The organism is Microcoleus sp. MOSTC5, assembly GCF_036701825.1.
In the GTDB taxonomy this organism is placed as follows: Bacteria; Cyanobacteriota; Cyanobacteriia; order Cyanobacteriales; family Microcoleaceae; genus Microcoleus; species Microcoleus asticus.
Map to the genome: position 1 here is coordinate 1 of NZ_JAUBRK010000084.1, position 20,082 is coordinate 20,082.

Annotated in this window: 20 protein-coding genes and 1 pseudogene; 13 read left to right on the plus strand and 8 right to left on the minus strand. The window is 44.4% G+C overall.

Annotation, left to right across the window (positions count from 1 at the left end):
- Window positions 1–208 precede the first annotated feature (208 nt).
- The 4 genes from QUA54_RS30400 (at window position 209) to QUA54_RS30415 (ending at window position 5,662) form a co-directional block, all read left to right on the plus strand.
- Window positions 209–1,105 (plus strand): aspartoacylase, encoded by an 897-nt coding sequence (locus QUA54_RS30400; protein WP_333418310.1) that lies wholly within the window; start codon window positions 209–211, stop codon window positions 1,103–1,105.
- A 171-nt stretch (window positions 1,106–1,276) separates the two neighbouring features.
- Complete coding sequence (locus QUA54_RS30405; RefSeq protein ID WP_333418312.1) at window positions 1,277–2,953, plus strand: S8 family peptidase; 1,677 nt, start codon at window positions 1,277–1,279, stop codon at window positions 2,951–2,953.
- 131 nt (window positions 2,954–3,084) lie between these two features.
- Window positions 3,085–4,797 carry a calcium-binding protein gene (locus QUA54_RS30410; RefSeq protein ID WP_333418314.1) on the plus strand — a complete coding sequence of 571 codons (1,713 nt, stop codon included), beginning with the start codon at window positions 3,085–3,087 and terminating at the stop codon, window positions 4,795–4,797.
- Window positions 4,798–5,050: 253 nt separating this feature from the next.
- Entirely contained in the window at window positions 5,051–5,662 is a 612-nt protein-coding gene (locus QUA54_RS30415) for a hypothetical protein (RefSeq protein WP_333418316.1), read from the plus strand.
- A 137-nt stretch (window positions 5,663–5,799) separates the two neighbouring features.
- On the opposite strand, the gene ureC is transcribed toward QUA54_RS30415, so the two are convergent.
- The 5 genes from ureC to QUA54_RS30440 form a co-directional block, all read right to left on the minus strand.
- Window positions 5,800–7,536: an urease subunit alpha gene (ureC, locus tag QUA54_RS30420; RefSeq protein WP_333418318.1), complete on the minus strand. Its 1,737-nt coding sequence runs from the start codon at window positions 7,534–7,536 to the stop codon at window positions 5,800–5,802.
- A 172-nt stretch (window positions 7,537–7,708) separates the two neighbouring features.
- Window positions 7,709–8,836: a glycosyltransferase family 61 protein gene (locus tag QUA54_RS30425; RefSeq protein WP_333418320.1), complete on the minus strand. Its 1,128-nt coding sequence runs from the start codon at window positions 8,834–8,836 to the stop codon at window positions 7,709–7,711.
- A 342-nt stretch (window positions 8,837–9,178) separates the two neighbouring features.
- The gene (locus QUA54_RS30430) at window positions 9,179–9,496 is read right to left on the minus strand and encodes an urease subunit beta (RefSeq protein WP_333418322.1); all 318 of its coding nucleotides are present in this window, start codon (window positions 9,494–9,496) and stop codon (window positions 9,179–9,181) included.
- Window positions 9,497–9,529: 33 nt separating this feature from the next.
- Window positions 9,530–9,832 (minus strand): urease subunit gamma, encoded by a 303-nt coding sequence (gene ureA, locus QUA54_RS30435; RefSeq protein WP_015179363.1) that lies wholly within the window; start codon window positions 9,830–9,832, stop codon window positions 9,530–9,532.
- A gap of 162 nt (window positions 9,833–9,994) precedes the next feature.
- Window positions 9,995–10,870, minus strand: coding sequence for an urease accessory protein UreD (locus tag QUA54_RS30440; protein ID WP_333418323.1), 876 nt, complete (start codon window positions 10,868–10,870; stop codon window positions 9,995–9,997).
- A 203-nt stretch (window positions 10,871–11,073) separates the two neighbouring features.
- On the opposite strand from QUA54_RS30440, the gene fmdA reads away from it, so the two are divergent.
- Window positions 11,074–12,249, plus strand: coding sequence for a formamidase (gene fmdA, locus QUA54_RS30445; protein WP_333418325.1), 1,176 nt, complete (start codon window positions 11,074–11,076; stop codon window positions 12,247–12,249).
- A gap of 163 nt (window positions 12,250–12,412) precedes the next feature.
- Window positions 12,413–12,676 (plus strand): zinc ribbon domain-containing protein, encoded by a 264-nt coding sequence (locus QUA54_RS30450; protein WP_333418327.1) that lies wholly within the window; start codon window positions 12,413–12,415, stop codon window positions 12,674–12,676.
- Window positions 12,677–13,505: 829 nt separating this feature from the next.
- Here the strand turns inward: QUA54_RS30450 and QUA54_RS30455 are convergent.
- The 3 genes and pseudogenes from QUA54_RS30455 to QUA54_RS30465 all read right to left on the minus strand — a co-directional run.
- Window positions 13,506–14,172: pseudogene (locus QUA54_RS30455) on the minus strand (IS1 family transposase); the annotation flags it as partial.
- A 346-nt stretch (window positions 14,173–14,518) separates the two neighbouring features.
- Complete coding sequence (locus tag QUA54_RS30460) at window positions 14,519–15,055, minus strand: transposase (RefSeq protein WP_333418328.1); 537 nt, start codon at window positions 15,053–15,055, stop codon at window positions 14,519–14,521.
- A gap of 81 nt (window positions 15,056–15,136) precedes the next feature.
- Window positions 15,137–15,589 carry a winged helix-turn-helix domain-containing protein gene (locus QUA54_RS30465; protein ID WP_333418331.1) on the minus strand — a complete coding sequence of 151 codons (453 nt, stop codon included), beginning with the start codon at window positions 15,587–15,589 and terminating at the stop codon, window positions 15,137–15,139.
- An 81-nt stretch (window positions 15,590–15,670) separates the two neighbouring features.
- Between QUA54_RS30465 and QUA54_RS30470 the strand changes: the two genes are divergently transcribed.
- From QUA54_RS30470 to QUA54_RS30500, 7 genes are all read left to right on the plus strand, one after another.
- On the plus strand, window positions 15,671–15,904 hold the full coding sequence (locus QUA54_RS30470; RefSeq protein WP_333418333.1) for a helix-turn-helix domain-containing protein: 234 nt from the start codon (window positions 15,671–15,673) through the stop codon (window positions 15,902–15,904).
- A gap of 325 nt (window positions 15,905–16,229) precedes the next feature.
- Window positions 16,230–16,640 (plus strand): transposase, encoded by a 411-nt coding sequence (locus QUA54_RS30475; protein ID WP_333418335.1) that lies wholly within the window; start codon window positions 16,230–16,232, stop codon window positions 16,638–16,640.
- A 29-nt stretch (window positions 16,641–16,669) separates the two neighbouring features.
- On the plus strand, window positions 16,670–17,515 hold the full coding sequence (locus QUA54_RS30480) for an SDR family oxidoreductase (RefSeq protein WP_333418337.1): 846 nt from the start codon (window positions 16,670–16,672) through the stop codon (window positions 17,513–17,515).
- Entirely contained in the window at window positions 17,503–17,664 is a 162-nt protein-coding gene (locus tag QUA54_RS30485) for a hypothetical protein (protein ID WP_333418339.1), read from the plus strand. Before QUA54_RS30480 ends, QUA54_RS30485 begins: the two co-directional genes overlap by 13 nt.
- Window positions 17,665–17,804: 140 nt before the next feature.
- The gene (locus QUA54_RS30490; protein WP_333418341.1) at window positions 17,805–18,185 is read left to right on the plus strand and encodes a hypothetical protein; all 381 of its coding nucleotides are present in this window, start codon (window positions 17,805–17,807) and stop codon (window positions 18,183–18,185) included.
- Window positions 18,186–18,269: 84 nt separating this feature from the next.
- Window positions 18,270–19,280: an SDR family oxidoreductase gene (locus QUA54_RS30495; protein WP_333418343.1), complete on the plus strand. Its 1,011-nt coding sequence runs from the start codon at window positions 18,270–18,272 to the stop codon at window positions 19,278–19,280.
- 451 nt (window positions 19,281–19,731) lie between these two features.
- Window positions 19,732–19,953, plus strand: a complete 222-nt coding sequence (locus tag QUA54_RS30500) for a hypothetical protein (RefSeq protein ID WP_333418345.1) — start codon at window positions 19,732–19,734, stop codon at window positions 19,951–19,953.
- Window positions 19,954–20,082 lie beyond the last annotated feature (129 nt).

Below are 20,082 nucleotides of genomic sequence, written 5' to 3' on the forward strand. Positions count from 1 at the left end.
CAATTATGAGTTAGCTCTAGGGGATGAAATTTAAAACCTCTAATTATAACATAAATCTTTTTTGCAAGAGGTCTAATATATTTTTTCAGTATATTGTTATATATAAAAAAGTATTTGACATATAGCAATAACTTTTTTATAGTGAAATTAATAGTTATAAATTTCGGCAGAAACTACGCATTTAACTATTGCTTAATGAGGATTTTTAATGATTTCACAAGTAATTCGACGAGTTGCAGTTGTGGGAGGAACCCACGGAAACGAGTTGACTGGGGTTTATCTGATTAATAAGTTTCAACAATTCCCAGACTTACTGAAACGATCGAGCTTTGAGGTGGTTACTCTATTAGCTAATCCTCAAGCGGTAAAGTCCAATCGGCGTTATGTCGATCGCGATTTGAACCGTTGCTTTGCCGAGGAAGATTTGTCTAACCCAGATTTGATGGGTTACGAGAACAGACGTGCTAAGGAAATCTCCGCCCAACTATGTCCGAAAGACGAACACGGGGCTGATGCGATCGTTGACCTTCACAGCACAACGGCCAACATGGGGCTGACAATTTTACCATCGAGCAAACATCCATTCTATTTGCAATTATTAGCTTATTTGAGTGAGCTCGATCCGTCAGTGCGAGTTTGTTTCGGAGAGCATTCTGGTCAAAATGCCCCAATGCTTCGATCGCTCTCTGCTTTCGGTTGCACCATAGAAGTTGGGCCGATCGCCCAGGGAGTCATTAACGCCCGTCAGCTTCAGCAAACCGAAATGCTGGTTCACGCCATTCTGGATTATCTCGACGCACAAAATCGGGGAAAACCGCTTCCTACACCATCACATTTAACTGTATATCAGGCGATCGGCTCAATAGACTATCCCAGAAATTCAGTAGGTGAACTGCAAGCTGCGATCCATCCCCAACTTCAGTTCAAAGACTATGAACCCTTACATCCCGGTGAACCGATGTTTCTCACATTTACGGGAGAATCACTCCCCTATCAAGGAGAATCTACTGTTTTCCCTGTATTCATTAACGAAGCTGCCTATTACGAAAAACACATAGCGATGGTTTTGACGCAAAAACAACAGCTTCAGCTTGAAACGGCATAACTTGCCGAAAAATATGACTTTTATGAAATTAGGGTTATGACTTTTATGAACTCAAGCAATGAATTTATGAATTGACTTATCATCTCGCATCGGGAATAATCTTAATTAATTTAAAATCAAGCATTGTCTCCCCTAAACACAAGTGAATCTCAAATTATCAGGAGTGAATTTATGGAAAGTACGCTCGGTATATTTGCAATCGATCGCGAACAGCAGCTCACAGCAGCATTAACAACCTTTGGTAACAGCGGTCAGCTTAACTTTTTCACTGCATCCAGTCAATTTAACGGTAGCGTCCCTAGCAACGGCTTTGACACTGATAATTTGAAAGTGATCGGCAGCACCGAACAACAACAAATAGCAAATTTTATAGTATCTCAAAATAGCGAGGTTTTCAGTTACTCAGGCAGCGCTCCAGCCGCTAGCGGTACATCTGCTGCTCAACAAAAATCGAACTCAGATGCGATCGCTGTCGGCAGAGATCCCCTCACAGGAACGAGAACGGCTAATCAGTTGAATTTATCAGACCCAGATAACTCCTTAGCCACTGCACGCAATATTGGTGTTGCTGATAACAATCGCCTCACATTCAATGATTTTGTCGGAGTTGACGATAACGAGGATTATTATCGATTTACTATTAACAACAATAGCGATGTAAGCTTGCGTATCGATGTTTTGAATGGAGCAGGAATCGAGTTGATTCAAGATAAGAATCGCAACGGCGAGGCTGATTATGATGAACTTCTTGACAGCGATTATGCCTCACCCGGTGCATCCGGCGAGATAAATTTCTTCAACCTGACTCCTGGAGATTACTATGTCGCAGTTTATAGTTACTTTGACTATAAGAATTACAACCTGAATCTGGCTGCAACGCCTGGTACTGGTTTTAGCAGCAATTACGGATACGGTTTAGTGGATGCAAATGCAGCAGTAGCCCGCACTTTTAACAGTCCAGTTAAGTTCCCAGAAGTTCCTAATTTGGGCGGGAATGATTTGGCAAGAGACATGGTAAATGCGCCGGAAGTTTGGCAGGGGGGAATTACCGGAAATGGGATTGTTGTAGCTGTCGTCGATACCGGCGTTGACTACACCCATCTCGATTTAGATGCCAATATTTGGCAGAATGCGGATGAGATTCCCAATAACCGAATTGACGACGATCGCAACGGATATATTGATGATATTCGGGGTTGGGATTTTGTGTGGAACGACAACAACCCAATGGATGGGGATTTCGACGGTCACGGGACTCACGTAGCAGGTGCGATCGCGGCCGAACGAAATGATTTTGGCATAACTGGAGTTGCCTACAATGCAAAGATTATGCCTGTGAGAGTTTTGCCGGAATTTGGCTCTGGGAACTTCAATAATTTTGCTGCGGGAATTCGCTATGCTGCTGATAATGGAGCTAATGTAATTAATTTTAGTATTGGTGGCTGGTCGCCTAGCATCGAGGTTAATGAGGCAATTCAGTACGCAACTAACAAAGGAGTTGTTGTCGTCATGTCAGCAGGAAATGATGGTTTTTCTGAACCAGACTATCCAGCTAGATATGCCGATCGCTTCGGAATTGCTGTCGGAGGAATCGATCGAAATGGCCGAGTGGCTGACTTCTCTAACTATGCAGGTTCTAAACCTTTGGATTACGTAGTCGCACCTGGAGTAGATATCCTTTCTACAACTCCCGATAACACCTACAAAACCTACAGCGGCACATCGATGGCAGCTCCTCACGTAGCGGGTGTAGCGGCTTTAGTTTTGAATGCAAATCCGACTCTAACTCCGGCTCAGGTTGAGCAAATTTTGACTTCAACAGCCAATTCAAATGCGATAATAGCCTAGAAAGAACAGGCAGCAACTATTCAGAAATATTAGTCGATCGCCCTACAAGCGCGCGAATCTGTTTTGTCTGAAGCTTCGGGCGAGTGAACACTCGTCAATTTACCAAATTTGCAATTTTAGTGTAAGGACTTATGACCCTTAATCGCGTCTCTGTAGACTCAGCAGGCAATCAGGCGAACGGCTTCTCCAACAATTCCTCCATCTCAGCCGATGGGCGGTTTGTAGCATTTCAATCTAATGCCTTCAACCTCGTGCCCGGGGATACTAACGGTAGCAGCGACATCTTCGTGCGGGACACGCTCACCAATACCACCACCCGCGTCTCTGTAGACTCAGCAGGCAATCCGGGGAACAGCTCCTCCTTCTCTCCCTCCGTCTCAGCCGACGGGCGGTTTGTAGTATTTCAATCTAATGCCTCCAACCTCGTGCCGGGGGATACTAACAATCTCTATGACATCTTCGTGCGGGACTTGTCAACCAATACAACTACCCGCGTCTCTGTAGACTCAGCAGGCAATCCGGGGAACGGTAGCGTCACCTATTCCTCCATCTCAGGCGACGGAAGGTTTGTAGCGTTTGAATCTAATGCCACCAACTTCGTGCCGGGGGATACTAACAATCAACCGGACATCTTCGTGCGGGACTTGTCAACCAACACCACCACCCGCGTCTCTGTAGACTCAGCAGGCAATCAGACAAACGACTTCTCCCTATTCCCCTCCATCTCAGGCGACGGGCGGTTTGTGGCGTTTACTTCTTATGCAACCAATCTCGTGCCGGGGAATACTAACAATGCTGGCGACATCTTCGTGCGGGACTTGTCAACCAACACCACCATCCGCGTCTCTGTAGACTCAGCAGGCAATCCGGGGAACAGCAGATCCGCCTATCCCTCCATCTCAGGCGACGGGCGGTTTGTGGTGTTTAACTCTGATGCCTCCAACCTCGTGCCGGGAGACACGAACAATGCTCAGGATGTCTTCGTGCGCGACTTGTTAACCAATACCACCACCCGCGTCTCTGTAGACTCAGCAGGCAATCAGGGGGACAAAACCTCCTTCGCTGCTCCCTCCATCTCAGCCGACGGGCGGTTTGTGGCGTTTAACTCTGATGCTTCCAACCTGGTGCCGGGGGATACTAACAATCAAACCGACATCTTCGTGCGGGACTTGTTAACCAATACCACCACCCGCGTCTCTGTAGACTCAGCAGGCAATCAGGGGAACAGCTTCTCCGCCGGCATCTCCGCCATCCCGGCGAACGGACCGAAAGTCTCGGCGAACGGACAGAAAGTGTCGTTTGAATCTGATGCCTCCAACCTCGTGCCGGGGGATACCAACAATACCACCGACATCTTTGTTTCTGACATCGGCAGCACTTCAGGCGGCATCAATAACCCTCCAAACCTCATCAACGGCACTCCCGGCAACGACAACCTGACAGGCACTCCCGGCAGCGACACCATCAACGGTTTGGCAGGCGATGACGTGCTGACTGGTTTGCGGGGCAACGATATCATCAATGGTGGCGATGGCAGCGATAACCTGTCTGGGGGAAAAGGTTTTGACACCCTCAACGGCGGTATGGGAAACGATAATCTTGGCGGTGGCGCGGGCAACGATGTATTTGTTTTAGGTGCCCGATTGGGAGTTGATACCATCTCTGATTTCGGCAACTCTCAAGATACCGTGCAATTAATCAACGGCTTGACCTTCGGACAGCTATCAATTTCTCCTGGAACTAACGGCACATTAATTAGACTAGCCAGCAGCGGTGAAGTTTTAGCTTCTTTGACAGGCGTTGCTCCCAATTTCATCGGCCCTGAAGATTTCGTCTCTGTTTAAATATTTGTCGATTCTCAATTGCCTGCTGTAGAAACACAGCAATGCTTTGTCCTTTCACCGAATATCTCACCTTTACTCAAAGAACACGATCGCGACTTACGCACTCCGACAGAGAAACCGGGTTTTTTACCGAATCTGCAGGTCACAACGCAGTATTTTCGTAAAAAACCCGGTTTCTGAACCCCCGTGCACAAGCCCTAGCAAAAAATGGTTTGACGCGCAATATACTGTTGTTAGATTTTAGTTATTAATTATGGCAAATTACAGAACTGTATTGTTGTTCAATAGTCTAACTTTAGTGCTAGTTGGGCTAGTGACGGCGTGTCTGAGTTTGTTCGGTTCTTCAGTAAAAGGGTTGTTTTTGCCGCCTTGCTCTGCCACGTATCCGGGTGCAGGTTTCTTTTTTTTGGCGTTTCAAATGTTATTTTATTTATCGGTAATGGTGTGCGCTTTTACCTTTGGATTGCTGAGAATTATTCAACCAGAGCGCCCAGAAAATCGATTTATTTTATATTCGGCACTGTTTGCAGGTTGCTTTCTGTTCAATGAAGTTTTTCGCACCCACGTTCATCTGGGACGTGCGGGTTTCCCGAAAGTGACAATTGTCATATTTTACGCCTGGGTGGCAATTGCATACGGATTAGCTTTTAGGAAAGAAATTCGCTCGACTCCCTATGCTTTACTGCTGAGTGGCGTTGGTTTGTTATTTGTTGCCTTTTTTGCAGAAGCGCTGCCTTTAAAAAACGAGATTGTTTCGAGCTTGCTGGAGGGAATACCGAAGCTGTTGAGCGGGATTAATATAGCACTTTATTTTTGGTTTTTGTGTCAGGGTTTGATAGTGCGATCGCTCAAGTTATCCCAATAAAATCATATTCAAAATACTTGCTTCACTTCCTGCGAACACAAAGACATTTTATTTGTTAGTAATTACGCTCATCAACCCGGTTTCTACGAGAAATAAGAGGTTGATGAGCGAATCACCTATTTACAACTGATTTAGCCTCAAAATAAAAAGTACCGCTGAGCCATTGGCAAAACTGTTGCCGGTTCGCAAGTTAACAATTCCCCATCCGCCCTGACTTCATAAGTTTCTGGATCGACTTCCATTTGTGGCAAATAATCGTTGAGTTTCATGTCTCTTTTGCTAATTTGTCGCGTCCCGGAAACTGCTACAGCGGGCTTTTGCAAACCGAGCTGTGCGGCAATACCTCGATCGCGCGCAGCTTGGGAAACGAACGTCAGACAAGTCGCCCCAATCGCACCGCCAAAACTGCCAAACATCGGCCTCATATGCACCGGTTGCGGCGTGGGAATGCTGGCGTTAGCATCTCCCATCTGCCCGTAGGCGATCGCCCCTCCTTTAATTACCAGTTCCGGCTTCACCCCGAAAAAAGCCGATCGCCACAAACACAAATCTGCCAACTTTCCCTCTTCCACCGAACCGACATACTGACTAATTCCGTGAGTAATCGCCGGATTAATTGTATATTTTGCAATGTACCGCTTTACCCGAAAATTGTCGTTAATCCCCTCTGTTTCCCCCCCTTGGTAAGGGGGGGTTAGGGGGGGTAAATTTCCCCGCTGCACTTTCATTTTATGAGCCGTTTGCCAAGTCCGAATAATCACCTCTCCAACTCTTCCCATCGCCTGCGAGTCAGAAGAAATCATACTAAACGCACCTAAATCGTGCAAAATATCCTCAGCAGCAATAGTTTCCCTTCTAATTCTCGACTCAGCAAAAGCGACATCTTCAGGAATGCCCCGATCTAAATGGTGGCAAACCATCAACATATCTAAATGTTCTTCTAAAGTATTGACTGTGTAAGGGCGAGTCGGGTTAGTTGACGAAGGCAAAACATTAGCTTGACCGCAGACTTTAATAATATCCGGTGCGTGTCCGCCGCCAGCACCTTCGGTGTGGTAAGTGTGAATGGCACGATTTTTAAATGCGGCAATTGTGGCTTCTACAAATCCCGCTTCATTGAGGGTGTCGGTGTGAATTGCAACTTGCACGTCGTACTCGTCAGCGACACTCAAACAAGTGTCAATTGTTGCTGGCGTAGTTCCCCAATCTTCGTGGAGTTTCAAACCCATTGCACCGGCAAAAACTTGTTCGACTAATCCTTGAGGTTGACTGCTATTTCCTTTACCTAAAAATCCTAGATTTACCGGGAAAGCGTCGGCTGCTTGCAGCATCCTGTACATATGCCAAGGCCCGGGAGTGCAAGTAGTGGCGTTTGTACCCGTTGCAGGGCCAGTGCCGCCGCCGATCATTGTAGTGATGCCGGAGGCGATCGCCACTTCTATTTGTTGCGGACAAATAAAGTGAATGTGACTGTCAATTCCCCCCGCCGTAAGAATCATCCCTTCACCAGCAATGACTTCTGTACCGGGTCCGATAATAATATCTACCCTATCTTGAATGTAAGGATTTCCGGCTTTACCAATTTTGTAAATTTTGCCGTCTTTAATACCGACATCTGCTTTAACAATTCCCCACCAGTCTAATATTAAAGCATTAGTAATTACCGTGTCAACTGCACCGTCCGCATTAGAAATAGGCGACTGTCCCATGCCGTCGCGAATGACTTTGCCGCCGCCAAATTTAACTTCATCCCCGTAGGTTGTGAAGTCTTTTTCAACTTCTATGAATAATTCTGTATCGGCTAATCGGACGCGATCGCCTGTAGTCGGCCCGAAAGTTTCCGCGTAAGCGCGGCGATCCATTCTGTAACTCATGCTCGCTCCTAATATTTTTTTAGTTAGCAGTTGAGATTAACTTTAATTATACTATGTGCCGAGTTACTCAATCTGAAACGAGTTAAAAAAAATGCAATTTTAGGCAACTTTTAAACCTAATAGGCATCAATTCTTCCCGATCTCAAATCGAAAATCGTATGAGGGGGCAAGTTTACTCCAGCATTTTCTTGATTTCCCTTTTCAAAACCTCCACATCCACCGTCATATCCATGCCAATGAAACTCCAATCTTCGGATTCATTGCTGTCCTCAACCATACGGGAGTATTCTAATCCCAATAGCTGGCAAATGTAATAGAAATATGGCGGAGTGTAGCCTCCATAAAAGCATTCCAATACTTTCGTTCCCGGCTGACACCACAGCAAATTTGTAAAACCAGCCCCGTGAGGGCCTACAACCACCGCTGCTTCTGCAAACAGACGAATTTGTTCATCAACAGTGCGCGAGATATCTTCCAAAATTTCAAAATCAAATTCTTTTAAAACCTCGCGCACTTGTACTTCATTTTTAACCTGGCGCCGGCCACTTCTAGACAGATAAAGTTTTCTATAAGGCTTTACCTTTTCCTGAAAACCGAATTTTCTACGCAAAAGCTCTATATCGTAAGGACTGGGAAAATACCAGTCTTGATTGTTTCCCACCACCGCACTTTCTGCATGATATCCCGTATCTCTAGCCCGAGTGTCGATTAGGGAACTTTCAGGAATACCGAGTTTCGTCATAAAGCCCAACTCAAAATCAGTATGCCGTAAAGGATAACAAATTTTAGCTTCTTGCCAAATTTCCTTACCTAAAGCCTCCTCAATTCGACAAAGTTTAGCCAGCACAAAAATGACATAATCATAATAACTACACCACAAATGCGACCAAGGAGCAACTACCAGCGGATAGGTAATTTGGTTGGGTTTGTAAGGCCATTCCAGAATGCCCGCACCGCTAATCCGAAAATCCAAGTCTAAAAGCAACTTGTTATTCAGCAGCGTGTTGCCCGACGTACAAATAGTTAGAGAAGTTATTTTTTGATTCAGGGAAATCTTCCACACATAATCTGGGTCAAAAGACACGGTTTTTTCCGTGGCAAAAAACCGAGAAGGCACTTTATTTACCGAGGTTAATGCGGGTATATTGATAGGTGGGTGCTGCTTTTTATAAACGATGCTGTCATCTAACAATTTGATGCTGGTGCGCCGATCTAACGGGGTTCTCCAGACACGCCTAGATGTTTCCAGCAAGCTCTGCTTCAATGCCTGTTTTATCTGGTCAACTAATTTTGGGTTCATCACGCACTTTTGCTGTATATCCTTGCAGTTTTAATAACCACGCTATATCCCAAACAGCAGATTTTAACTCGCTCAAAAGTCTGAGATTGAACTAACAAAAGAAAGCCAGAAGGCACTTATGCAGAAGGCAGAGAAAAAGTTTTGAGATTGCTTTGCCACTCTCCATGCGTAGGGCTGGAAGTGATACCATTTTCGATTGGGGATTGGGGATTGGGGATGGCCGATCACTATCATGGTGTGGATCTTGACTGCAGTTGTTGCATTATTTTTTGAAACTGGTATGACTTTTAAGTTAAAAAGTTCCAAATTCAAAATTCAACAATCGTGAACTACCTTCTGGCTTCATACTTCAGCATCCAGATGACCGTCCACTTTTCCATTAAAGCCGTAGACTTGACGGCTACCAACAAACGGTACTAATTGAACTTCCCTTTCATCTCCCGGCTCAAACCTGACTGCTGTACCTGCTGGGATATCCAACCGCAGTCCTTTTGCTTGTTCTCGATTAAATTCTAAGGCTTCGTTTGCCTCATAAAAGTGATAGTGGGAACCGATTTGAATGGGTCTATCGCCCGTATTTGCTACCAGCATCCGCACCGTTGGGCGATCGGCATTTAATTCTATTTGGCCTGCTGAAACAATCATTTCTCCTGGAATCATTTTTTCCTCCTCTGAGTATCTGTGGTTGATTTTTTAACGGATCGGATCGTGCACTGTCACCAACTTAGTTCCGTCGGGAAAAGTCGCCTCAACCTGCACTTCATGCACCATTTCTGGTATCCCTTCCATCACATCTTCCCGCGTCAGAAGAGTTGTCCCGTAACTCATTAAATCTGCGACGGTGAGACCATCTCTTGCTCCTTCTAAAATCGCGGCGGAAATGTAGGCTAGTGCTTCTGGATAGTTTAATTTTAAACCTCTTTGTTTCCGGCGCTCTGCTACCAGGGCGGCGGTGAAAATCAGCAGTTTGTCTTTTTCTTGGGGGGTGAGTTGCATTTTTATTCGGGTAAGGGCGATCGCATTATTTGGTTATGATATCGTTTGCGGTTGTTTCTGAATGATTAAACCGCAAAGGGCGCAGAGGGCGCAGAGGAAGAGAAGAGAGAGATGAATAATCTAGTTAGGAGGGCAACTATACATTGAAACTCAAAGATCATCCTATTTTATCCAAACTCTGGGCAAACAGCAAGGGCATTGTGAAAAAGACAAGCGCAGCAACTGCCAAATGCTGACAAACCAGTCTCTAGCTGCGGTTGTGGATGTACCGCGATATCGGCACAACAAACCGTTAGAAATACGAGTCACGCCGACGGTGGAATTACCAGGATAAATTGTTGCCTCACATGGCAAATCTCGCACTTTTTCCACGAGTTCTGTGGTTACGGGTTCGCCTACCCAAGCGAGGGTGGCGACTACGGGTTTTCCTGCGAAACCGTGAGGACTTTCGAGCATTTTTTCTCCACCTTTGAGCAATTGTCTGTCAATCCATAAAGGGCTGTTTTGTTGCCAGACTTCGGTGTGCGATCGCCATTCTCCAGACAAGAACTTTTCGCCCCTAGCACTGCGCCCAAACCTAGTAATTTCCCACAGTAAAATCCTCGCTGTTGGTGCTAATTCTACCCGCAAATTTTGCCGATATATTGCGCCGTCAAAAACTATTGTTTCCTGTGGCAGCCATTCTAAATTAGCACCGATATCTAGTTGAATGTCAATATTTTGTTGTGATTTTCGTCCGCTGCTGCGATAGATTTTACCAGCGGCGGCCGTGGTAATCAAGGCTTTTGCGTTGGGTTGGAGGTGAAAATGGCTGGAAAGTCGATCGCCCCCGACAACTCCCCCAGCCGTGTGCAAAATTACGCTGTGACAAACGTCTTTCCCTTCAGGATAAAACGGGCGCTGCACCTTCAGCGGTGCTTGCATTTCATTGCGAATAATTTGAGTTTTGCCGTTGCGGTTGGCGTAGGTTAAATTCAGGTAGCCGTGCCATCCATTTTTAACATTATCTGTATTTTGTGCGATCGAAGTTTCAGTCACAGATTTTTGAAATTCAAAACATTCACTATCAAAAACATACCACAACTGCCGCGCAGCCCGGTTATTTTATAAATAATGATAATCGTTATCTAAAATATTTTTCGGATCTGCACTGATTAGTATAACAATTTACATTTATCAAGCATCTGATCGGGGAAGATGCCCATACCATGTAAAAATTAGTAACTAGAGGAGTGCAGAATATGCCTCAAGTTCTCTTCAAAGTTGATTTGACAAAACCGATGTCAGAACAGGAATTAGTCGGTCACAATCGCTGGCATCCAGATATTCCAGCAGTAGTTTCCGTCAATCCCGGCGATGTATTTCGCATCGAGTGCAAAGACTGGACAGACGGACAAATTAAAAATGACGACAATCCCGACGACATTCGCGATGTAGACTTAACAGTAGTTCACGTTTTGAGCGGGCCAATTTACGTTAACGGCGCGCAGCCAGGGGATATTTTAGTAGTCGATATCCTCGATATCGGGGCTTTGCAAGGGGACGAATGGGGTTTTACGGGAATTTTTGCTAAAGAAAACGGCGGCGGTTTTTTGACAGAACATTTTCCCACTGCTGCTAAAGCAATTTGGGATTTCCAGGGAATTTATACCGCTTCCAGACACATACCAAAAGTGCGCTTTGCCGGGATTACTCATCCGGGTTTAATCGGCTGCGCTCCTTCTCAGGAATTGTTGAATAAATGGAACAAACGGGAAGCGGAATTAGTAGCCACAAATCCCGATCGAGTGCCGCCTTTAGCAGAACTGCCGAACCCCAAAAATGCAATTTTGGGGTCGCTGCAAGGGGCAGAATTCGAGCGAGTTGCGGCGGAAGCGGCGCGCACTGTTCCTCCCCGGGAACACGGCGGCAATTGCGATATTAAGAACCTGTCGCGCGGTTCGAGAATTTACTTCCCGGTGTATGTCGAAGGCGCGAAACTTTCGATGGGAGATATTCACTTTTCTCAAGGAGACGGGGAGATTTCATTCTGCGGGGCAATTGAAATGTCGGGGTACATCGACCTCCACGTTGATATTATCAAAGGTGGCATGGATAAATACGCGATGATCAACCCGATTTTCAAACCCGGGCCGGTGGAACCCCGCTATTCTGAGTACCTCGTTTTTGAAGGGATTTCTGTTGATGAATTTACGGGTCAGCAGTATTATATGGATGCCCACGTTGCTTATCGACGAGCTTGTTTGAATGCGATCGAATATTTGAAAAAGTTTGGTTTTACCGGAGAACAAGCGTATTTGCTATTAAGTTGTGCTCCGGTTGAGGGTCGCATCAGTGGCATTGTGGATATTCCCAATGCTTGCTGCACTATTGCTTTACCGACAGAAATTTTCCAGATGGATATTCTGCCGTCTTAATTACAGGATTTACGCACAGACTCGCTTTTGTAGGGTGCGCCGAAGTGCACCTTACCCTCACAAATAGTCTAAAAATTGCTTTCTTGCGTAAGCCCTCAATTAGTAGGGCGGGTGCTGCCCGCAGCCTACTCCTTGCGTCCCAAATCTACAATCAAAAATTGATATGCCTCTTTACGATTTTAAGTGTGAAACTTGCGGCATTTTTGATAAGTGGCGCCCTCTTGCAGAAGCAGATACACCCGTGCTTTGCCCGAGTTGCGAAACTGTTGCTAAACGCCTCTTTTCGCCGCCGATGATTCTAACTGGAAAGCTGCGGTTGAAAGGTCAAGAAAATCGGGAACCGCAGGTAGTTAAGCGTTCTGAGGAACCTAAACCGCAGCGGAATCGCGAACACCGAGGGGGACGACCTTGGATGATCGGTCACTGATCCAGTCCGACCGTCAGGCAGGGGTTTCAAGCCCTGCCTCGCAGCTCGCATTCGTATAAAAAAGCAGCAAAAAAAGTCAAAAACTATGTCACAATATTTTAACTATTTTGTACTTATTTTTTTGCTAAAATCACATAGTCATCAAGTGCATAATTGGAGTCATAATGTAACTAAAAGTGCTAGCGAAAAAGTGGACTGATAAATTCCTTGAGAGGTAAAGTTTCTCTAGCAAACTTTGGGTTATTAGGATGTGATTTCATCCTACAGGTTGAACTTAAATATTTATACCTAACTAATTTTAAGCCCAGTTTATCGACAAAATGTTGTACTACACTTAGCTCCTGTTGGCAATCACCAACTCGACAAACATTGTATGATATCAGCACCTTCTTTTCTTGAAAAATTAGCAAAGCGTAACCCGAATCATTCAGGCTGTTTGTAAATATATCCTTGTAAATGTGAAGGATTTTTTTCTTCTCTCCTCATCGTTTAAAAAATAGTGAGAAATTACTATAAAATCAAACAATTTTTTCGGCAGTCTTTTAGATTGATTTGCCCCATCAAAGATACTAGAATGGCTTTTTTCCGTGAGGCTATTTCTGCCCATTTTTGTGACTTGACTATGCCGCTCGCTCATTCCTCTCTTTCAGACCTGAATCCTTATATGCCCGTGATTTCAGCCCCGGCGAATATGCTGCTCGCATTCACACGGCTGGGGTTGTTCAATGTTGGCGATCGCAGGCAATTTTGCCTTCAATTTGTATCGCGATCAGAGCTTTCAAAATATGGCTCAATATCAAAGTTGGGCGTTGCACAGTTAAGAGATAATTTATGCTACCATAGGAACAGTCCCATATTTTAGATAACACAAAAGCAAGCCAATTGATAGTTTGAGCATTTCTTCAGAATTAGAATAGCAAAGAGTTCGTCGATCAAGTCTGGCTTGCGGAATGTCGCTCGTCGAGTATTCTCTCCCTCAACTCGTGTCATATATGTTTTCGAGATAATCCGGTCGCAATCGTTAATAAATTTGTCATAAACACAGTAACCATCAGTTACATAAAAAATGTTTTCATCCCCTAACTATTTTCCACAAATGCTTAAATGTCTCGGCACTTTTCTTTCATAAAACGAACGATAAAATACCTGGGATTCGCTTGTTGAAAGCCGTCCACAACCAAACCTTATTTTTTTAAGCGACAAAAGTTGGAAGTTCATCTAACCCGTGGTACTTCGGGAATTTCTTCATAATCCGGAGGATCAGGTAAAGAAAAGCCCACTTGTTTAACCCAGTTAATAACTGTATTATGATTAACTCCAGTTATTCTTTCAAGAACCCGAAATCCCTGACCATAGACGTACATTGTCAAGCATTGCTCCTTAATTGAATTTTGGTATCTTTTTGGCGAACAAAATTAAACTAATTGCTTTCCACAGTCACGGCACAAGTAGTTTTGTTTGCCGCGACGGTGGCCATTTTTACAGACTTTGTTTGATAGAAGCGTGAATGCAAATCATCCCTCTATTATGCAACGCCCAAAGTTGAGCTGGTTTTAATTCCAACATACTAAAGGCTGGTTTAGAATGAAATGTGCTGGCAACTATCACCTTCGGTACGATGCGCCCTCACTGCTATTCAAGGTAGCTTCTAATAAGGGTTATACCATTTTTTGAAAGTTATGCTAGACTTGTATCAAAAGTCAAGGAGAATATTAAAATGTCTGGTCGTCCTCATATAACGATTACCGAATCTGTAGAGGTATTGCTAGAGATTCGGAAACACCAAAAAAGAATTTTAGCATATATAGCAATCCTAAATGATTTTCTATATCTAGAGCAATCCTAAATGATTTTCTGTGTGTAAGTATATTGACGTATTTTGGGGAAATCAAATTTATGTTCGTTAGTAAAAAACTCAAATAAAAATTTGACAATCTTAAAAGACCTACATAAATACCAATACTTTCTTAAAAAGTTTTTAGCTTGTAACCAAATATCTTCAACGGGATTCTGTTGGGGAGCATTGGGAGCAAATAAAATACAAGTAATTGACCAATTATCAGGTTCTTTGTCACCATTTAGTTCTAATAAAAAGTCTCTAAATTCTCCATATTTATGATAGCTAGCTCCATCCCAAATCAAGATAATCTTGCGATTTTTATATTTATTTTGTAAGTAGTTTATGAATTTAACTGTTGATTTTCCATCACCAGATGGATGGCTTTGAATATGGAATTCTTTGCTTTGATAATTGAGGGCGCCAAAATAAGTTTGTCTATCTTTTTCATTGGTAATTGGGACTTCAATTCTGATTTTTGATTGACCCCAAACATAACCAGTTAAATCACCATGAAGTAGATGACATTCATCTAAAAACAAGACTATTATTTCCCCAGATTCTATACCTGACTTGTTTTTAAATAAAATATCGTTAATTTCTTCCGTCTTTTTTTTTACCAGTTATTTATCAAATTTAGGATTGATTTTTTGAGTTTTTTTCCAACTAATTTTCGCCCGGTCGAAAAGTTCATAGTAACTCTGTTTTGATTTATATGTCACACCAAATTCTCGCTCTAAATAAGTAACCAACTCATCTAAATTCCAATATTCTTTATTCTTTAACCACTCGATTACTTCAGTATTTTGTCGAGCTGTTAAATACCCTTTTGACCCTTTATGTCCTAGTTTGATTCCGGCGATGCCTTTGGTTTTAAATTGTTTTTTCCAATAACCAATAAAAAAATTACTTACACCTAAAATTTTGCTGATTTCATTGTAGATCTTACCTGAGAGCGCCATCCTTACAGCTATTGCTCGTTTTAGTTCTCTGGCATCGATATCGCTTTTAATGAAAGATTCTAATTGGGCTATTTCTTTTTCTCTATCTTTTTGTTGCATTTGTAAGTTATCCATTTTTAATTGTCACAATCAAGTATTGCATATAATTGTATCACAATCATGATAATGATTTAGGATTGCTATAATAAAATTCAAATGCTTTATTTATTTCAGTCAAAACAAGTAGAAACAGTCCGAGAAGTATCGTCTATTTTGGGCAAAAGTGAAACTACTATTCATCGCTGGCTCTTTCAATATAAAGAAGGTGGCATAGAAAATTTGTTAAAAAATCGACAGATTTTTGGCAGACCCAAAAAGTTTTCCGTAGAAGTAGCGGCTTTAGTACAACAAGAATTGAGAGACACCGAAGGGTTTTATAGTTATAAATAAGTTCATCTCTGGCTCTGGTTAATCAAAGAGATACCTAGTAGTTATCAAGCTGTATACTCCTTGGTCAAAGGGGAGTTAAAAAGTAAATTAAAAATCCCAAGACCCCGGAGTAGCGAACAAAAATCAACGGCAATCAATGAATTTAAAAATACACTGCACGAAAAATAAAAGCTTTACTGGTCAAGCTTCCTGAGCAAGTAAAGAAATACAAAAAGTGGGTTTTATGGTGCAGTGACGAAACTCGATTAGGACTACATACGATACAAAGGCGAAAGCTGACATTACGGGGTGTAAAACCCGTAGGAAGACATCAATGGAAATTTAAATGTTTCTGGCTTTACGGAGCAGTATCCCATCTACTGGGAGAAGTTTTTTTTGGGAGTTTTCGCATTTAGATAAAGTTTGTTTTCAAGCATATTTGGAGCAATTGTCGCTTGAATATCCCAATGAATTGCAGATAATTCAAGTCGATAATGCTCCCGGTCATCTTTTAAGCACATCGGAATTGCCCGACAATATTATTTTACTGTTTCAGCCTCCTCATTGTCCTGAAGTGAATCCAACAGAAAGAGTTTGGGAATACATCAAAGAATTTTTAGGTTGGTTCGTCTTTAGTAATCTTGACGAACTCCGCGTAAAAGTTCAGGAAATCTTAGCATCTTTAACGAATCATGTCATTGGTTTTCTTACAGGATGGTCTTGGATTTTACATTCTTTATCTCTAGCACATCTTTAAAAAAATGGTATTAGTAAGGAGTACCAGCAATGCAACTTAAACCAATAGACCAACAAGTTGTCGCCGTTGTAGGAGCTTCCAGCGGTATCGGAAGAGAAACCGCTATTCAATTCGCGGCGCGGGGGGCGAAGTTGGTCGTTTCGGCTCGTAGCGAACCAGGATTGGATTCTCTAGTTGATGAAATAAAGCAGATAGGAGGTGAGGCGATCGCTGTGCCTGCAGACGTAGCAGATTTTGAACAGGTAAAAGCGATCGCAGACAGAGCCATCCAGCAATACGGGCGGCTTGATACCTGGGTGCATTTAGCAGCCATCAATCTCTACGCGATTTTTGAGCAGACAACACCACAGGAGTTTAAGCGCGTCATCGATGTGAACCTCATGGGACAGGTACACGGGGCGATGGCGGCACTGCCCCATCTCAAGCGCGAGGGACGAGGATCGCTGCTCCATGTCTCCTCAGTGGAAGGCAGACGTTCGTTCCCATACCACAGCGCCTACGGGGCATCCAAGCATGGAATTGATGGCTTTTTGGAAGCCATGCGGCTTGAGTTGATACATGAGGGTTTGTCCAGCATCAATGTAACCAATGTCATGCCAGCCTCAATCAATACGCCTCTGTTTAACAAATCCCGCACCAAGATAGGCGTAAAACCCCAAGGACTGCCACCGTTTTACCAGCCCGATATCGTAGTGGACGCTATCCTCTACGCGGCTTGTCACCCAACCCGTGACATTATCGCTGGAGGGGCAGGGCGGGCGATGGATCTAATTCAGCGGCTCTCACCCCAATTTATGGATACCTTGCTGCTGCAATTCGGAGCGGGCTTTAAGCTAGGAAACAAGCGAACCGAAGTCCGAAAATGCTCCAGATAATTTATTTGAGCCGATCGCAGGCTTCGATCGCGTTGAGGGAGATTTTAGCAAGCAATCACGGGCGAATAGCTATTCCACCTGGCTGGAAACCCATCCCACGGCAAAGTGGGGTGCGATCGCCGTTACAGTGCTGGGAGCCTTCGGGTTAGCCCTGCTGGCAGTGTAAGCCTTCAATTTGAATAGACTTATTGCAAAAGTGGGAACTTCTTAACAGAAAACAGGAAACACAAGTGCCTATCCCAAACATTGGCAAGAAATCTAATTCTTATTGACAGGAAAAGACTCATTCATGACACAAACTCAATCCCTAATAAGCGAGCCCGGGGTTGCCGCCAGCTTGGACGAGATGGCGACCAATTATTATCCTGTTTGGCGGCATAACTCTCTCGATCGGCTGAGTGTAGGCTACGCGATTAATGCAATTAATAAAGATCGGGCAACACCCCTTCTCCAAACGGATGAGAGACAAAAACAGCGATCGCCTGAAAATCGGGCGGTTGCCGTCACCGACGACTTGCTAACACTGGGGCGTAAGGCGTTTTACTCGGAAACCTTTGGGAATGAAGTCTTTCAAAAGGATGCGGTTGGTGCTCTTGATAGCCCGATTAACCCTGTTACCCTTCAGAATTCTTCAACAAAATTTACCCAACGCCCGATGAACCCGGTTTAAACCAAACTATCAGGATGTCCGGTTAAAAGAATCACCAAGAATCGGATCGCTGATAAATAAAACTGATTTAGAGGATGAAAAATAATGCAATTGAAGCCAATCAATCAGCAAGTTGTTGCCGTCGTTGGGGCTTCCAGCGGCATCGGACGCGAGAGTGCTCTTCAATTTGCCAAGCGAGGGGCAAAGTTAGTTGTCTCGGCTCGCAGTGAGTCGAAACTAGCCTCGCTGGTGGATGAGATTCGGGGCTTCGGTGGTGAAGCAACGGCTGTAGTTGCCGATGTGTCGGTGTTCGAGCAGGTCAAAGCGATCGCAGACCGTACCGTCGAAGTCTATGGGCGACTCGATACGTGGGTGCACGTCCCTGCCGTCGGCATCTTTGCCACATTCGACAACACCACACCCGAAGAGTTTAAGCGCGTCATTGATGTGAGCTTGATGGGGCAGGTATACGGTGCAATGGCGGCGCTACCCCATCTCAAGCGTGAGGGACGGGGGGCGCTGATCCACATCTCTTCAATGGAGGGCGTGCGAAGTCTCCCTTACCAAAGTGCATACTCCGCCGCCAAGCACGGCATTGAGGGATTCATCGAAGCTATGCGCCTGGAGTTGCAACATGAGAACATACCTGTGAGCGTGACGAGCGTGAAACCAGCGGTCATCAATACACCCTTCTGGAACAATGGCCTCACCAAGCTAGGCGTCAAGCCAGCAGGGATACCGCCCTACTACGACCCCAGGTTGGTAGCTGACGCCATCCTCTACGTTGCTGAACATCCAACTCGTGACTTCTTGGTTGGGGATGCGGCTAGAGCTCTAGATGCGCTACAGCGGCTCTCACCCGAACTGGTCGATGCTTTGTTGCTGCTCGTCGGCTTTCAGGCTCAACACACCAACGAGCCGAAGTCTCCAGAGGCTCGGAACAACCTTTACGAACCTGTCCCAAGCGATACCAGAGTTGATGGAGACTTTAGCCATATGGTCATACCGAGTGTTACGGACTGGCTGGCTAAGAATCCCGCTCTCCAGTGGGGGGCGATCGCTGGTGTGATGGCTTTAGCTTTGGTGGCAACACAATCCTTCAACCACGAAAAGTGATTTTAGGATGAAATCAGTAACGCCCGTACATCAACAAATGTGAGTAGAAAATGCTGCCTCATCAAATATTTAGGTAGATTTGAACGTTTCTGGGAGGGTAGCTAATCACAAATTAGCTTTATCTGTTTTATACTCAGGGTTTTATGGATGGACGAGGGAACTAACTTATCGATCTGCCATCTACGGCACTGCTGTAGAAGTGGTAGATCGATGCTATCCCTCATCTAAAACTTGTTAAAACTGCGGCCACGTTCAACTAATGCCACTTCAAACGCGAGTATTTGTTTGTTAGCAGTGTGGCTCTAGTTGTAATAGAGGCTTGAACGGCGCTCTTAATTTAGCTTTGATCTCACAATAAAAAGTAAGGATGCGTCGTTCTGAATAGACGCCTGCCCAGTAGAAGGAGCCGACTCCCTACTCTGAAGCAAGAAGTAATTTTTAAGTGTACAAGATGTCGATCTTGTCCCTTTCATATCAATCTTATGTAGCAGACGTAAATATGTGGGGAAGCTGGTTCGATTTCATCAAGTCCGCAACAACTCCCGCAACACCTGCTGCGGTCAAGGCTACTCAAAATCAAGCCGAGTTGTGGCAGATTTACCTGAAGGGGCTGCAAAAGTTGACTCAGCTTTGGGCAGAATCACTACAGCAGTCACAAGAGAGCGGAACCTGAGCAGTAGGGGGTTACGCTGAGCATTGATTGAACTCAGCAACCTAGCTTAACGTTAATATCCATCTAACAGTAGACAAAAACAGAGCTTCATTGATGCTAGTTTATAAGCATCTATAAAAATAAGCAATC

Bases quoted from the DNA above. Each gene is read 5' to 3' on its own strand.
- QUA54_RS30490 (WP_333418341.1), top strand. From the start codon at position 17,805: ATGACACAAACTCAATCCCTAATAAGCGAGCCCGGGGTTGCCGCCAGC.
- QUA54_RS30495 (WP_333418343.1), top strand. From the start codon at position 18,270: ATGCAATTGAAGCCAATCAATCAGCAAGTTGTTGCCGTCGTTGGGGCT.
- QUA54_RS30450 (WP_333418327.1), top strand. From the start codon at position 12,413: ATGCCTCTTTACGATTTTAAGTGTGAAACTTGCGGCATTTTTGATAAG.
- fmdA (WP_333418325.1), top strand. From the start codon at position 11,074: ATGCCTCAAGTTCTCTTCAAAGTTGATTTGACAAAACCGATGTCAGAA.
- QUA54_RS30470 (WP_333418333.1), top strand. From the start codon at position 15,671: ATGCTTTATTTATTTCAGTCAAAACAAGTAGAAACAGTCCGAGAAGTA.
- QUA54_RS30400 (WP_333418310.1), top strand. From the start codon at position 209: ATGATTTCACAAGTAATTCGACGAGTTGCAGTTGTGGGAGGAACCCAC.
- ureC (WP_333418318.1), bottom strand. From the start codon at position 7,536: ATGAGTTACAGAATGGATCGCCGCGCTTACGCGGAAACTTTCGGGCCG.
- QUA54_RS30475 (WP_333418335.1), top strand. From the start codon at position 16,230: ATGTTTCTGGCTTTACGGAGCAGTATCCCATCTACTGGGAGAAGTTTT.
- QUA54_RS30415 (WP_333418316.1), top strand. From the start codon at position 5,051: ATGGCAAATTACAGAACTGTATTGTTGTTCAATAGTCTAACTTTAGTG.
- QUA54_RS30480 (WP_333418337.1), top strand. From the start codon at position 16,670: ATGCAACTTAAACCAATAGACCAACAAGTTGTCGCCGTTGTAGGAGCT.
- QUA54_RS30485 (WP_333418339.1), top strand. From the start codon at position 17,503: ATGCTCCAGATAATTTATTTGAGCCGATCGCAGGCTTCGATCGCGTTG.
- QUA54_RS30410 (WP_333418314.1), top strand. From the start codon at position 3,085: ATGACCCTTAATCGCGTCTCTGTAGACTCAGCAGGCAATCAGGCGAAC.
- ureA (WP_015179363.1), bottom strand. From the start codon at position 9,832: ATGCAACTCACCCCCCAAGAAAAAGACAAACTGCTGATTTTCACCGCC.
- QUA54_RS30465 (WP_333418331.1), bottom strand. From the start codon at position 15,589: ATGGATAACTTACAAATGCAACAAAAAGATAGAGAAAAAGAAATAGCC.
- QUA54_RS30405 (WP_333418312.1), top strand. From the start codon at position 1,277: ATGGAAAGTACGCTCGGTATATTTGCAATCGATCGCGAACAGCAGCTC.
- QUA54_RS30425 (WP_333418320.1), bottom strand. From the start codon at position 8,836: ATGAACCCAAAATTAGTTGACCAGATAAAACAGGCATTGAAGCAGAGC.
- QUA54_RS30500 (WP_333418345.1), top strand. From the start codon at position 19,732: ATGTCGATCTTGTCCCTTTCATATCAATCTTATGTAGCAGACGTAAAT.
- QUA54_RS30430 (WP_333418322.1), bottom strand. From the start codon at position 9,496: ATGATTCCAGGAGAAATGATTGTTTCAGCAGGCCAAATAGAATTAAAT.